Raw genomic sequence first — 14,522 nt, 5'->3', positions numbered from 1 at the left:
GGGAGCACACTGACATCGAGCAGGCAACGTCTGACCGAAGCGCCATTTCTCCGCAGCAGAGCCCAGCTTGAACAACGACGATCTGTCCAATGCGGGTATCGGATTGCGATTCAACCGAGCGAGTATCGGGGAGCGAATTGAATCGCAATCCGATACCCGCCGCCAGCAGCCCATCAAGCCGAGCGCCGCACCTTCTTGGCCTCATCCGAGCGCTGCTGCTTGATCCGCTCGAAATACCCGTCCTCGATGCCGGTCACATACTCGCCGTTGAAACACGACGAATCGAAGCTCTCGATGCGGTGCTTGGGCCCCGACACCGACGCCTCAAGTGCGTCCAGGTCCTGGTAGACCAGCCAGTCGCAACCCAGCAGCTTCTGTACCTCTTCCTCGGTGCGGTTGTGCGCCACCAGCTCCTCGGCCGACGGCATGTCGATGCCGTAGATGTTGGGATAGCGCACCGGCGGCGCGGCCGAGGCCAGGTACACCTTGCGCGCACCCGCGTCGCGCGCCATCTGCACGATCTGCTGCGACGTGGTGCCGCGCACGATCGAGTCATCCACCAGCAGCACCACGCGGTTGCGGAATTCCAGCGGGATCGGGTTGAGCTTGCGGCGCACCGACTTCGCGCGCTGGCCCTGCCCCGGCATGATGAAGGTGCGGCCCACGTAGCGGTTCTTGATGAAGCCCTCGCGGTACTTCACCCCGATCACGTTGGCGATCTCCAGCGCGGCGTCGCGCGAGGTATCCGGGATCGGGATCACCGTGTCGATGTCGTGGTCGGGCATCAGCCGCAGGATCTTCTCGCCCAGCGCCTGGCCCATGCGCATGCGCGCCTTGTGCACCGACACGTCGTCCATCATCGAGTCCGGACGGGCGAAGTACACGTACTCGAAGATGCACGGCGCGAACTTGCCCGGCTCGGCGCACTGGCGGGTGTGCAGCTGGCCATCGGTGGTGATCACGATGCCCTCGCCCGGGCGCACGTCGCGCACGCGCTCGAAGCCGATCAGGTCCAGCGCCACCGACTCCGACGCCACCGCGTATTCGTCGCGGCCGTTGCTCACGCGCTTGCCCAGCACCAGCGGGCGGATGCCGTTGGGGTCGCGGAACGCCACCAGGCCCAGGCCCAGCACGGTCAGCACCACCGCGTAGCCACCCACGCAGCGACGCGTCACGCCCTCGATCGCCTTGAACGCGGCTTCCGGCGTCAGCGCCTTCTGCATGTCCAGCTCATGGGCGAAGACGTTGAGCAGCACTTCCGAGTCCGACTCGGTGTTGACGTTGCGGCGGTCCTGCTCGAAGACCTCGCGGCGCAGCGCCTCGGTGTTGATCAGGTTGCCGTTGTGCGCCAGCGCGATGCCGAACGGCGAATTGACGTAGAACGGCTGCGCCTCGTCCGACCCTTCGCTGCCCGCCGTGGGGTAGCGGCAGTGGCCGATGCCCATGTGGCCTTCCAGCAGGCCCATGGCGTCCTCGTCGAACACGTCGCTGACCAGGCCGTTGCCCTTGTGCACGCGCAGCTTCTTGCCGTCGGCGGTGGCGATGCCCGCCGCGTCCTGGCCGCGGTGCTGCAGCACCGTCAGGCCGTCATAAAGCTGGGCCGCGACGTCGTTCTGGCCGACGATACCGATGATGCCGCACATGGAAGATGATCCTGATGAACTGAAATGAGTGCGGACTCAGCCGCTGATTGCCGGCGCCGGCAGGGCCGCCGCCTTGTCCTGCGAAACCGGCGCCGACGCACCGCCTTCGCCATTGAAATCCACCTGCGCCGCCACCCAGTCGGGCAACCAGCCGCGCAGCCATTGCGCGCCGGGCACCAGCACCGGCACCACCGGCGAGGCACGCCATTGTGGCTCGCGCGGCAGCGAGGTCAGCGCCAGGATGAGCACCAGCGCGCACGCCACGAACCCGCCACGCACCAGGCCCAGCATGAAGCCGAGCATCCGGTCCATGCCGCCCAGGCCCGCTGACTGCACAAGCTTGCGCACCAACCAGCCGACCACGCCCACCACCACCATCACCGCGATGAACGCCAAGGCGTACCCACCGAACAGTTCCGCCGCACCGGGCTCGCCGTTGGAAGCGAGCAGCAGCGCGACGTCACCGCCATGGCGGAACGCCACCCAGGCACCCAGCAGCCACGCCACCAGCGAGGCCACCACACCGATGAAGCCGCGCATCACCCCCAACAGGGCCGACGCGCCAATAATGGCCAGCAACACCCAGTCAACTGCACCCATCGGTCCGCGCGCCTCGAGATTCCGACCAAGGCAATGTCACGGGTGCGGGCGGACGATGCCGCTCACGCCCAGCTTCGCGGCCACCTGCGCCTGCAGGCGATCGGCGGCGGCGCGGTCGGCAACGGGCCCGACGCGCACGCGGCTGAGCGTGCCCTTGTCGGTCCGTACCGATTCGACGAAGGCGCTGAATCCCGCGGCACGCGCGCGGTCGCGCAGGCGCGTGGCCTCCTCCGTATTGCTGAAGGCACCCAACTGCACGGCAAAGCCGACGTTGGACGCGGCCGGCTTGGGCGTGGGCACCGGGACCGGGGTTGCCTGCGCCGGCTTCGAGGCCGCCGCGGTCGGCTTGGACGCGGCTTCCTGCAGGCGCACCGCGGTCGCAGACCTCGTTTCGCCCAGGGCAACCGGCTTGGAAACGGACGTCGACGCCAGCGGTACGGGCTGTGACGCCGGTGCGGACGCAGGCGCGTTGGTGGTGGCGACCTCCTCTGCGCTGGCATCGAGCACGATCACCTTCGCCGCCACGTCGTCGCGTACGTGGGCCGCGCGCAGGCGCGCCGATTCCGCGATGGCCTGGGTGGCGTAGGGCCCGATCAGCACGCGGTACAACGTGCGGCCGCTGGCCGTCTTCATCGGTGTCTGGTAGCCGGGCAGCTGCGATGCGGTCAATGCGGCCACGACGCGATCGGCGTCGGCGGCGGAGGCATAACTGCCGAATGTCACTGCATGGCTGCCGCCCGCGGTCGGAGCCGGCATCATCCCCTGCACGGCCGGGGCCAGCATGGCGGCATCGGCATCGACCGTTGGCAGCTTGTCGGGGGCGGCCCCGTCCATGCCCACGGCGCCACCGGCGGGCACATCGCCCGGCGACACAAGCGGCAGTTCACGGGTTTCGTAGTCGCCTTCCGGCGTATCGGGAAGTTGCAGCGGCACGTCCGAAACGCCGCTTTCCGGCGCAGGCCCCTTGATCAGCATCGGCAGGAAGATCACTGCGAGGGCAACGAGCACCGTTGCGCCGATCAGTCGCTGTTTCAGGGCAGGTTCCATCGGATCTCGCACGCCACGGGCGGAAATGCTGGGCGAATTATACCCGGGCACGGCGGCCGGACCGGCCCGCCGGGTGCGGCTTCATTCAGCCGGCAACACGGCCAACGCGTCCGCCACGGTATGGAACGAGCCGAACACCAGGATCCGATCCCCTGGCTTGGCCGCGACGCGGGCCGCGGCCAACGCGCTGGCCACGTCCTCGAAGCTCGGCGCCGTGGCAGCCACGGTTCCCACCAGGCGCGCGGCCAGCCCTTCGGCCGTGGTGCCGCGCGGCCCATGGCCGGCCAGCCCCGCGAGATACCAGGCATCGACCTCGCCCGCCAAGGCCTCGATCACGCCGGCGGCGTCCTTGTCTGCCAGCGCCGCGTATACCGCGTGGACGGTGCCAGGACTCGTCCACCCGCCCCGCCCCAGCCTCAACCAGTCGGCCAGCGCAGCCGCGGCCTGCGGGTTGTGGCCCACATCGACCACGATCTCCACGCCATCGCGTTCAAACCGCTGCAGGCGGCCTGCCACCCGTGCGTTGGCGATGCCCGCCACCAGCGCCTGGCGCGACGGCGGCCTGGGCAGCGCCCGCACCGCCGCAATGGCTGCCGCCGCGTTGCGCAGTTGCACTGGTGCGGCCAGCTGCGGGCGCGGCAAGGTCACCTGGAAGCCGACCTCGCGCCACCGCCACTGGTCCGCATCCATCGGTTCGAAAAAATAGTCGCAACCCGCGCGGATCGCGGACGCGCCAACGAGGTAGGCACGCGCCAGCACGCTGGACGGCGGGTCGTCGTCACCCAGCACCAGCGGCTTCCAGGCGCGTGCGATGCCCGCCTTTTCCGCGCCGATGGCCTCGCGGTCATCGCCCAGATAGTCCTGGTGATCGAGGGCGACGGTGGTGATGACCGCCACGTCCGGATCCACGAGGTTGGTCGCGTCCAGCCGTCCGCCCAGCCCCACCTCCAGCACCGCCAGGTCGAGCCTGGCGCGCTCGAACACCCACAGCGCGCACAGCGTGCCGTACTCGAAATAGGTCAGGGGCACATCGCCGCGTGCCGCCTCCACGGCCTCGAAGCCGGCGACCAGCGCCGCGTCGTCGACGTCTTCGCCGTCGATCCGCACGCGCTCGTTGTAGGCCAGCAGGTGCGGCGAGGTATAGGCGCCGATCTTCCAGCCCGCCGCGCGACCGATCGACTCGATGAACGCCACGGCGGAGCCCTTGCCATTGGTGCCCCCAACGGTGATCACCCGCTTGGCCGGCCGCTTGAGGCCCATGGCGGTGGCAACGGAACGCACTCGCTCCAGCCCCATGTCGATGGACCTGGGGTGCTGGCGTTCGATGTAGGCCAGCCAGTCGGCCAGCGTGTTGGGCTTGCTCAAGGTCACGAACCCGCCTGTTGGTGGCGGGCGACGGCGTTGCGGGGCGCCTATTGCATCACAACGCCCGATGTACTGCTTCCCCGAACAGCGCGGTGTGGTGGCTGCAGTCGTTCAGGCGCACCACCTCGAGGTGGTCCACATCGGGGCCTTCGAGCAGGTTGAGGGTGGTCGGGGCCTGGCGGAACCCCCACAGCTGCGCCAGCGGAATGCCGAGGATCTTGCACAGCAGGACGCGGTTGACGGCGTCGTGGGCGACCACCAGCAGGGTGTCGTCGTCACCCAGCCCCTCGGTGGCACGGGCGAAGGCGGGCCAGGCGCGGTCAAGCACGTGCTGCAGCGATTCGCCTTCGGGCATCAGCACCTCGTGCGGGGCCTCGCGCCACAGGCGCAGGCGCTCCGGGTCGGCCTCGCGGATCTCGCTGGCCAGCAGGCCTTCCCAGGTGCCGTGGGCGATTTCCATCAGGCCCGGATCGAGCGTCAGCGGCAGGTCGCGCTGGCCGAGGGCGAGTTCGGCGGTATGGCGCGCGCGGCGCAATGGCGAGGCCACGGCGCGGGTGATGGGTACGTCGCGCAGGCGCTCGCCCAACGCGCGGGCCTGGCCTTCGCCCACGGGCGACAGTGGAATGTCTTCCTGGCCCTGGTAACGGCCTTCGGCGTTCCACGGGGTTTCGCCGTGGCGTGCAAGCAGGATGCGCATGTGGAGTCTGGTGCTGGGACGCGGGGACATCGGAGCCTAGCAGACAGCCAACGCGCTGCAACCGTTGCAACAGCAACCGTGTGCGCCATTGGCGCGGCACGTCGTACTGCCGTCCCTGCGCCATGCATTCTCGGCATGCAGCGGTCGAGCCACCCCCACTCGCCATCACGGCCCGGCGGCCACCGCCAACGAAAAACGCCGGCGCGGGGCCGGCGTTCCTCGTGTTGCAGGCGCAACGTGCGCGCTTACTTGCCCTTCGGCGCCACGTTCATTTCCTTCAGCAACGCCGGGGCCGGGAACACCTCCCGCATGATCCAGCGCATGTAGCGCTGGTCGACGGCGATCATGCGGGTCATGACCGGGTCGAACACCCAGTTGGAGCTGACCGATTCCCAGTTGCCGTCAAACGCCAGGCCGACCAGCTTGCCCTGTGCATCCAGCACCGGCGAGCCCGAGTTGCCGCCGGTGATGTCCAGGTTGGACAGGAAGTTGACCGTCACCGTACCCAGGCGCTTGTCGGCCAGTCCGCTGTAGCGCTTGGCGGCAATGGCTTCCAGCTGCACCTTCGGTGCGTCGAACGGGTCCACGCCGGTGTCCTTGGCGGGAATTTCCTCCAGCAGGGTGAAGGGCTTCTGCTTGCTGCCGTCCAGCTTGGTGTAGCCGGTCACGTTGCCGAAGGTGATGCGCAGGCTGGAATTGGCGTCGGGATAGACGAACTCGCCCTTGCTCTTCTTGTAGTCGGCAATCGCCTGAAGGTAGGCCGGGCGGGCCAGCAGGGAATCACCGGCACGCGTCTTGGCGGTTTCTTCCAACTGCAGCACGGTCGGCATCACCGCCACGGCGAACTGGATGGCCGGATCCTGGCTGGCCTCGAACGCCGCGCGGTCGCTGCCGATCAGCGCCATACGCTTGTCGGCGTTGCGCAGCTCGCTCTTGGCCAGGTTGTCCAGCGCGCGCTGGATGGCCTTCTCGTCATTGCCGCCCAGCCACTTGTCCACCGCCGCCACGCGCTGCGCCTGCGGCAGCTTCACGTATTCACGCAGCCAGTACTGCTGCAGCTCGCGGTCCATGTCCGGGTGGTAGCGGCGCTCCATCTGCTTCATGCCGCCTTCCAGGGCCGGCATGTCGCGCTGCTGGTAGCCCTGCTCGCGCTCGGCATCGGGCTTGGCCTTCTCGATCGACAGGCGGTACAGCTGCGAGGCCGCGCCCAGCACGCCGGTGCCGCGCAGGCTGCCGAACACCAGGTCGCGCTCGCGGGTGGCACGGGCGATATCACCCAGTTCCACCAGCTTGGCGTGCGCGTCCAGGCCTGCCTTGCCGGCATCGCCCTGCGTGCGCAGCCACGCCAGCACGGCGGCCTCCTCCTTGCGCTTGGTCTCGGCGGCGCCGATGCGCTTGAAGCCGTCGAGCTGACCCTCGTAGTTCTTCATCGTGTTGTTGAGGCTGGCCAGCGTCGCGGCGTACTTCACCGCGATGTCCGGGTTCTTCTTGCCCGCCGCCTCGATCATCGCGATCGTGTTCTTGTAGTGCTTGCCCACGGTCGGATAGGTCCAACCGGCGGTGTCGTCGAACTCGGTGGCCAGCGCGTAGCGCGCGGTGCGGCCCGGATAGCCGGCCACCATCACGAAGTCACCCTCGCCCAGCGGCTTGTCGGCCAGTTTCAGCCAGTGTTTGGGCTGGTACGGCACGTTGTCCGGCGAGAACGCGGCCGGCTTGCCATCCTTGCCCACGTAGGCACGGTAGAACGAGAAGTCGCCGGTGTGGCGCGGCCACATCCAGTTGTCGACGTCGCCGCCGTACTTGCCCACGCTGCTGGGCGGCGCGTAGGACAGCCGCACGTCCTTGATCTCGAGGTTGCGGAACAGGCGGTAGACGTTGCCGCCGGAGAAGCTGTACACGCGGCAGCGGAAGCCGGCTTCGGCCTCGCAGTCCGCGACCAGCTTCTTTTCCAGCGCGTCGGCAGCCTTGGTGCGGGCCAACGCGTCCGGTGCGGCGGCAATGGCCGCCTTGAACTGGTCGGTCACGTCGGTGATCGCGTCCAGCACGTAGATGCGCGCGTTGGGGCCGGCGGACAGCTCATCGCCCGGGGTGGCAGCATAGAAGCCGTCACGGATCAGGTTCTTCTCCGGGGTGGAGTTGAGCTGGATGGCACCGTACGCACAGTGGTGGTTGGTGGCGACCAGGCCCTGCGGCGAGACGAAGCCGGCGGTGCAGCCGCCCAGCGAAACCACCGCACCCAGCGGGTCACCGGTCAGGTCCGAGAGCTGCTTGGCGCTCAGCTCGAGGCCAGCTTTCTTCAGCGGACCGGCAATCTCGGGCAACTGCTGCGGCACCCACATGCCCTCGCCCGCTACCGCGGTCCCCATGCCTGCCAGCGAGATGGCGGCGGCCAACACCGTATGACGCATGCCTCTACTCCGTCTGCAAAATGCGAAAGGGCGAGTCTAACGGGGTTGGGGCGGGCGCGCCCATGACTTGCGACAAAACCCCACCCCTCGAGGCGCCGATGAGGGAGGTGACCTCAGCGGGTATTGCGCAGAAGCGCGCCATGGATGGCGCGCGGCGCGACTCCGCGCAGGACTGCGCGGACGGAGCGCCGGAGCAATGCCCGCTGAGGTCACCTCCCGCCCCGGCCGAAACTCACCTCACTCCGCCGGCAATCCCATCTCCCGCAACAGATGCGGCGCCGGATACACCTTCGCCATCAGCCAGCGCATGTAGCGCATGTCCACGTGGATCGCGCGCTTGTACCGCGGATCAAACATCCAGCTGGCGCTGACCGCCTCCCAGTTGCTGTCGAAATTCAGGCCGATCAGCCTACCCTTCGCATCCAGCACCGGTGAACCGGAGTTGCCGCCGGTGGTGTCCAGGTTGGTGAGGAAATTGACCGTCTGCGTCTTCAGGCTGGGCTCCGCGGTGGTCCCGAAGTCGCCCTTTGCAATCGCATCCAGCAGCGGCGCGGGTGCAATGAACGGCTCCACGCCGGTGTGCTTCTCGACGATCCCCTGCACCGTGGTCAGCGGCGTGTAGTGGATGCCATCACGCGGATCCATCGACTGGATGCGGCCATAGCTCACGCGCAGGGTGGAGTTTGCATCCGGGTACACCGCACGACCCTGCGATTCGCGGAAGCCGATCAGCGCGCGCATGTAAGCCGGGCGCAGCCGCAGCAGTTCACCCGCGCTGGCCTTGGACTCCCCGTCCAGGCGCAGGATCGCGGGCAGCAGCGTCTTCGCGGCCTGCAGCAGCGGATCGCTGGAGGCACCCAAGGTCGCTGCGTCGGCCTGCATCGCCTGCAGGCGGTTGGCCTCCCCACCCAGACCGGTGCCCGCATACAGGGCATCCAGGCGTGCGGTCAATTGCTCCCGCGTCGTGCCGAACAGCGCATCGTATTCGGGCACGTGCTGGTCGGCCGGAAGCACCTGGTACTGCGCCACCAGATGCGCCAGCAGCGCCTTCTCCACCACCGGCGAATAACGCCGTTGCACCTGCTTCAGCTGCCCGGTGATCAACACCTCGTCACGCTGCTGGAAGCCGGACTCGCGCTGCGCATCGGGCTTGGCCCGCTCATGCGCCAGGCGCTGCAGGGTGATTGCCGAACGCAGCAATTGCGCCTGGCCGTTGATCGCCCCCAGCAACTGGTCCCGCTCGCGCATCGCGACCCCGCGGTCCAGTACCGCCTGCGCCGCCGCGATGTCGGCGCGGATCGCCGCCGCGTCGGACTGACGCTCCAGCCAGCCGTACATTGCGTTCTCGTCCTCGCGCCGGACGGCGACGGCGTCGCTGCGACGCAGGCCATCCAGTTCACCCTGCGCACGCTTGAGTGAATTCTTGAAGCTGCGCACCTGCGAGGCATAGCGCACGCGCGCGTCCTCGTCGTCCGCGCTGGCGGTCTCGATGGTCCTGATCATCCCGTCGAACAGCGCGACCCGCGACGGCAGCTGCCACCCCACCTGGTTGGCGAACTCCGAGGCCATGCGGTGGCGGAACGTCACGCCGGGATAGCCGGCCAGCATCGCGTAATCGCCTTCCTTGACGTTGCGCGTGGATACCTGCAGATGCGCGGGCGGCACGTAAGGGATGTTGTCGGGCGAATGGTCGGCAGGCTTGCCATCCCTGCCCACGTAGGCACGCAGCAGGGTGAAGTCACCGGTGTGGCGCGGCCACATGAAGTTGTCGACTTCGCCGCCGTAGTTGCCGATATCGTTGGGTGGTGCGTACACCAGCCGGATATCGCGCAGTTCCAGCTGCTTCACCAGGTAGAAATCGGTGCCGTAGTACATGTTGGCCACGCTGCAGCGGTACCCCACGTCGAGTTCGCATTCGGCGACCACGGCCTTGGTGGCGGCATCGACGGCATCGTAATAGGCCTTGCCCTGCTTGCCACGCGCATCGGCCAGGATGCGGTCGGTGACCTTGTCGAAGCCGGTGGTGACCAGCACGCGGTAGTCGGGATTGGCCGGCAGCTCGGCCATGCGGTCGGCGGCGATGTACCCGTCCTGGATCAGGTCACGTCCCGGCTTGCTGTTGTATTGGACGACGCCGAAGGCCACGTGGTGGTTGGTCAGCACCAGTCCGTCCCCGGAAACGAACGCACCGGTCCCGCCCCCCACCTTGACCACCGCATTCATTGGCGGCCGTGCAAGCCCGGCCAGTTCGCCGGGCTTGCCCTGGAAGCCGGCCTGGCGCAGCTGCCTGGCAATGTCGGGCAACTGCGACGGCATCCACATGCCCTCGTTGGCAAGGGCACTGTTGGCGGCCAGGGAGAGTGACAGGGCAAGCAGACGGCGGCGCATGGTCGTTCCGGTTGAAGCGGGAATGGAACGATAGGCCACCATCCGGGCGTACGGCAAACCACTCCCCGGCCACCGTCTGCGGCCAGCCTCTCCCGCCAACACCGGCAAACGTGCGGGCGACAGGCGCGCAAGCGAAGGCCCGGCGACCGCCGGATGGGACATGCCCCACCTTGTCGCGCGCGGGTTTCCTGCTGGTCCCACGGAAGCTGGCCATGCCTGCGCCATTCCTCATTCCGCGTCGGCCGCACCTGAAGAGCCCGCGTATAATTGTCGCCCTTGGCGCCACCCTCTGGACGCCACCGAAGGACCCTCTCCATGACGCAGACGATGATGAAGGCGCTGGTCAAGCGCGAAGCCACCAAGGGCATCTGGATGGAGGAGGTCCCGGTTCCCGCGCCCGGCCCGAACGAGGTGCTGGTGAAGCTTGAGAAAACCGCGATCTGCGGCACCGACCTGCACATCTACCTGTGGGACGAGTGGAGCCAGCGCACCATCAAGCCCGGCCTGGTCATCGGCCATGAGTTCGTCGGCCGCGTGGTCGAACTCGGCGCCGGTGTCACCGGCTACAAGGTCGGCCAGCGCGTGAGCGCCGAAGGCCACATCGTCTGCGGCCACTGCCGCAACTGCCGCGCCGGCCGCCAGCACCTGTGCCCCAACACCGTGGGTATCGGCGTCAACCGCAACGGCGCCTTCGCGGAATTCATCGTGATGCCGGCCAGCAACCTGTGGCCGATCCCCGACCAGATCCCCAGCGAGCTGGCCGCGTTCTTCGACCCATACGGCAACGCCGCGCACTGCGCGCTGGAATTCGACGTCGTGGGCGAGGACGTGCTGATCACAGGCGCTGGGCCCATCGGCATCATTGCCGCGGGCATCTGCAAGCACATCGGTGCGCGCAACGTGGTGGTCACCGACGTCAATGACTATCGCCTCAAGCTGGCCGCGGACATGGGCGCCACGCGGGTGGTCAACGTGGCCAATACCTCGCTGAAGGACGTGATGTCCGACCTGCACATGGAAGGCTTCGACGTGGGCCTGGAAATGAGCGGCAACCCACGCGCCTTCAACGACATGCTCGACTGCATGTACCACGGCGGCAAGATCGCGATGCTCGGCATCATGCCCAAGGGCGCGGGCGCGGACTGGGACAAGATCATCTTCAAGGGCCTGACCCTGCACGGCATCTACGGCCGCAAGATGTACGAGACCTGGTACAAGATGACGCAACTTGTGCTGGGTGGCTTCCCGCTGGGCAAGGTGCTGACGCACCAGCTGCCGATCGACGCCTTCCAGGAAGGTTTCGAGCTGATGGAATCGGGCAAGGCCGGCAAGGTCGTGCTCAGCTGGAATTGAGACCCGGATGACCGCCGCGGCGCTGGGTTCGGTGGTGGCCGTGCTACTGCTCGGCCTGGTCGCCACGGTGGTCCGCGGCGCACGCAGCCGTCCCAAACGGCGCATTGACTAGAATGCGCCCCGCCCTCGCGCCCCACACGGAATCCACCATGTCCGACGTCACTGCCTCCCTGACCGCCCGCTACGCCGACGAACTCGACGCGATCCGCGCGCAGGGGCTGTTCAAGTCCGAGCGCATCATCACCAGCCCGCAGTCGGCGGAGATCACCCTCGCCGATGGGCGCACGGTGCTGAATTTCTGCGCCAACAACTACCTGGGCCTGGCCGATCACCCCGACGTGATCGCCGCCGCGAAGGAAGCGCTGGATACCCACGGCTTCGGCATGGCGTCGGTGCGCTTCATCTGCGGCACGCAGGACCTGCACAAGCAGTTGGAGAAGACCATCGCCGACTTCTTCGGCACCGAGGACACCATCCTCTATGCCGCCTGCTTCGACGCCAACGGTGGCCTGTTCGAACCGTTGCTGGGCGAGCAGGACGCGATCATCTCCGATGCGCTCAACCATGCCTCGATCATCGACGGCGTGCGCCTGTGCAAGGCCAGGCGCTACCGCTACGCCAACTGCGACATGGCCGACCTGGAGAAGCAGCTGCAGCAGGCCAAGGCCGACGGCGCGCGCACCATCATGGTCACCACCGACGGGGTGTTCTCGATGGACGGCTTCATTGCGCCGCTGGATGAGATCACTTGCCTGGCGAAGCAGTACGGCGCGCTGGTGCACATCGACGAATGCCACGCCACCGGCTTCCTCGGCGCCACCGGCCGCGGCTCGGCCGAGGTCAAGGGCGTGATGGACAAGATCGACATCTTCACCGGCACCCTGGGCAAGGCCATGGGTGGCGCGCTGGGCGGCTTCACCACCGCCAAGCGTGAAGTGATCGAGATGCTGCGCCAGCGCTCGCGCCCGTACCTGTTCTCCAACTCGTTGCCGCCGCACGTGGTGGCCGCGGGGATCAAGGCGTTCGAGATGCTGTCGGCGGCCGGCGACCTGCGCGAGCGCCTGCAGGAGAACACCCGCTACTTCCGCGAGCGGATGACGGCCGCTGGCTTCGACATCAAACCCGGCGTGCATCCCATCTGCCCCGTGATGCTGTACGACGCACCATTGGCGCAGCGTTTCGCCGAGCGTCTGCTCGAGGAGGGCATCTACGCGATCGGCTTCTTCTTCCCGGTGGTCCCGCAGAGGCAGGCGCGCATTCGCACGCAGATGTCGGCGGCCCATACCCGCGAACACCTTGATCGCGCCATCGACGCATTCATCCGCATCGGGCATGAACTGGGCGTGCTCAAGGCGTGAGCATCCGGCCGCGCGCATGTTCGCGCGGCCATGCGGATTGACAGTCCCGGGTCAGTCACCGCGCCTGCGCTTGGGCGCAGGCTTCGCCGCGACCAGGCCGGTGCAGCCGACCACCGGAGAGACCGGCAAGTCTGGCTCATTGATCGCATCGGCATACACCGCTGACATCTCCGCGCGCCAAACATTGCCTTGACGCACAGTCCAGCACTTCTCCCGGGAAAGCACCGATGCCTGCGCCCAGGCGGGTCGCCCTTGGGCGTGATGCGCATCGGCGCGATTCACGCACCGCCCAGCGCCGACACTTCCGCCGCGGTCAACAACCGCCACGCCCCCTTGGCGAGACCGCCCAGGGGCAATTCGCCCACGCGAACCCGGACGAGGCGCAGCACGCCCACATCATGCGCCGCAAGCAAGCGCCGGATCTGGCGGTTCCGACCTTCGTCAAGCACGATCTCCAGCCACGCATTCCTGCCTCCCGCACGCAGCATCTCGACCTGCTTCGCAACCAGCCATTCGCCATCGTCCTCCAACCCGGCATGCAGCGCCTGCAACAACGCAGGGGTAGGCACCGTGTCGACCTGGACGTGATAGGTTTTGTCCAGCCCGTGCCTGGGGTCGGTAATGCGGGCCGCCCATGCCGGGTCGTTGCTGAACAGCAGCAAGCCTTCGCTCGCCTTGTCCAGACGCCCGACAGGGGCCAGCCACGGCAATGTCGTGCCATCAAAGCATCGATACACCGTATCGCGGCCGTGCTCGTCCTTGGCCGTGGTCACCAGACCACGCGGCTTGTTGAGCATCAAGTAGATTCGGGGAGCGCCATCCAGGGCCTGCCCATCGACGTCCACGCGGTGACGGCCGATGACGACCGGGAATTCGGGATTGCGTACAACACTGCCGTCCACCGAAACGCGGCCCGCGAGGATCCACTGGGCTGCCTGGGTCCGCGAACACACGCCGTGCTTGGAAAGCACGCGTGCCAATCCGTGTCGTGGTGCAGTGTTCATCATCACCTAACGGAACGGCCGCTTGCGCGGCCGTCGTTGCTCAGATCTTCTGGAGCGCGGCCTCCGGCGAGTGCCGGACGCCAGCGGAAATCATTTGGCCTCGTTATCGGCGGAGGCCGGCGTGTCGGCCGGCTTGGCCGGTGCCGGCGCACCCTTGGCGACGCGGACGCCGCGCGCCTTCATCCACGCGTCAAACTCCTCGGCCGTCATCCGCTTGCCGTTCTGGCTCATGTCAAAACGCCACGGCGTATTGTCGTCCTTGGTCTTGGGCTTGTAGGTAGCCGGATCGATGGGGGCATCAGCGGTAGCGGCCGGTGCCGCGGACGACGCGGCAACCTTGGTGGATTTGGTTCGTTTGGCGGCCACCTCACGGCATTCACCCACGCGCAGGCGGTTCAACACGCTGTCCACGGACTGCGAATCGTCATAGGCCTGCGCCAGCACGCCGGCCGGTGCACCCAGGCGCGCGCTACGAGCGGCGAGTTCCGGCGCCACCGCATTTGCCGAAGACTGGGACTGGGCAATGGCATCGCATGCGCCCCCCTGGGCAGCCGCATGTCCCGCCAGCAACACCAGCGGAAGGGCAAGGATGGTACGGCGCATGGAGGACTCCCCGAGTGATGTTGGCAGACTGTAGCTCCGGGCACGCGCTTTGCCCA

The 14,522-nt window shown here is 67.6% G+C and carries 11 protein-coding genes; 2 read left to right on the top strand and 9 right to left on the bottom strand.

Going from position 1 to position 14,522, the window contains the following annotated elements; all coding sequences use genetic code 11:
* Window positions 1-173 precede the first annotated feature (173 nt).
* From purF to IP93_RS11875, 7 genes are all read right to left on the bottom strand, one after another.
* A complete protein-coding gene (gene purF / locus IP93_RS11905) occupies window positions 174-1,643 on the bottom strand; it encodes an amidophosphoribosyltransferase (RefSeq protein WP_144815982.1) in 1,470 nt (489 codons plus the stop codon).
* A gap of 36 nt (window positions 1,644-1,679) precedes the next feature.
* The gene (locus tag IP93_RS11900) at window positions 1,680-2,243 is read right to left on the bottom strand and encodes a CvpA family protein (RefSeq protein WP_144815979.1); all 564 of its coding nucleotides are present in this window, start codon (window positions 2,241-2,243) and stop codon (window positions 1,680-1,682) included.
* A 36-nt stretch (window positions 2,244-2,279) separates the two neighbouring features.
* Window positions 2,280-3,290, bottom strand: a complete 1,011-nt coding sequence (locus IP93_RS11895; protein WP_144815977.1) for an SPOR domain-containing protein — start codon at window positions 3,288-3,290, stop codon at window positions 2,280-2,282.
* Window positions 3,291-3,371: 81 nt separating this feature from the next.
* Window positions 3,372-4,655: a bifunctional tetrahydrofolate synthase/dihydrofolate synthase gene (folC, locus tag IP93_RS11890; protein ID WP_144816191.1), complete on the bottom strand. Its 1,284-nt coding sequence runs from the start codon at window positions 4,653-4,655 to the stop codon at window positions 3,372-3,374.
* Between the two features lie 55 nt (window positions 4,656-4,710).
* Window positions 4,711-5,352 (bottom strand): histidine phosphatase family protein, encoded by a 642-nt coding sequence (locus tag IP93_RS11885; RefSeq protein ID WP_144815975.1) that lies wholly within the window; start codon window positions 5,350-5,352, stop codon window positions 4,711-4,713.
* Between the two features lie 245 nt (window positions 5,353-5,597).
* The gene (locus tag IP93_RS11880) at window positions 5,598-7,760 is read right to left on the bottom strand and encodes a S46 family peptidase (RefSeq protein WP_144815972.1); all 2,163 of its coding nucleotides are present in this window, start codon (window positions 7,758-7,760) and stop codon (window positions 5,598-5,600) included.
* Between the two features lie 237 nt (window positions 7,761-7,997).
* A complete protein-coding gene (locus IP93_RS11875; protein WP_144815970.1) occupies window positions 7,998-10,148 on the bottom strand; it encodes a S46 family peptidase in 2,151 nt (716 codons plus the stop codon).
* A 315-nt stretch (window positions 10,149-10,463) separates the two neighbouring features.
* On the opposite strand from IP93_RS11875, the gene tdh reads away from it, so the two are divergent.
* Window positions 10,464-11,501 carry an L-threonine 3-dehydrogenase gene (tdh, locus tag IP93_RS11870; protein ID WP_199747201.1) on the top strand — a complete coding sequence of 346 codons (1,038 nt, stop codon included), beginning with the start codon at window positions 10,464-10,466 and terminating at the stop codon, window positions 11,499-11,501.
* Window positions 11,502-11,650: 149 nt separating this feature from the next.
* A complete protein-coding gene (gene kbl, locus IP93_RS11865) occupies window positions 11,651-12,859 on the top strand; it encodes a glycine C-acetyltransferase (RefSeq protein WP_144815968.1) in 1,209 nt (402 codons plus the stop codon).
* A gap of 278 nt (window positions 12,860-13,137) precedes the next feature.
* On the opposite strand, the gene IP93_RS11860 is transcribed toward kbl, so the two are convergent.
* Entirely contained in the window at window positions 13,138-13,866 is a 729-nt protein-coding gene (locus tag IP93_RS11860) for a pseudouridine synthase (protein ID WP_144815966.1), read from the bottom strand.
* Window positions 13,867-13,953: 87 nt separating this feature from the next.
* Window positions 13,954-14,466 carry a hypothetical protein gene (locus tag IP93_RS11855; RefSeq protein WP_144815964.1) on the bottom strand — a complete coding sequence of 171 codons (513 nt, stop codon included), beginning with the start codon at window positions 14,464-14,466 and terminating at the stop codon, window positions 13,954-13,956.
* Window positions 14,467-14,522 lie beyond the last annotated feature (56 nt).

The sequence above is a fragment of the Aerolutibacter ruishenii genome (assembly GCF_007830115.1).
Lineage (GTDB): Bacteria > Pseudomonadota > Gammaproteobacteria > Xanthomonadales > Xanthomonadaceae > Aerolutibacter > Aerolutibacter ruishenii.
Note: the sequence above shows the minus strand (reverse complement) of the source record. Positions and strands in the feature narration are given on the sequence as shown.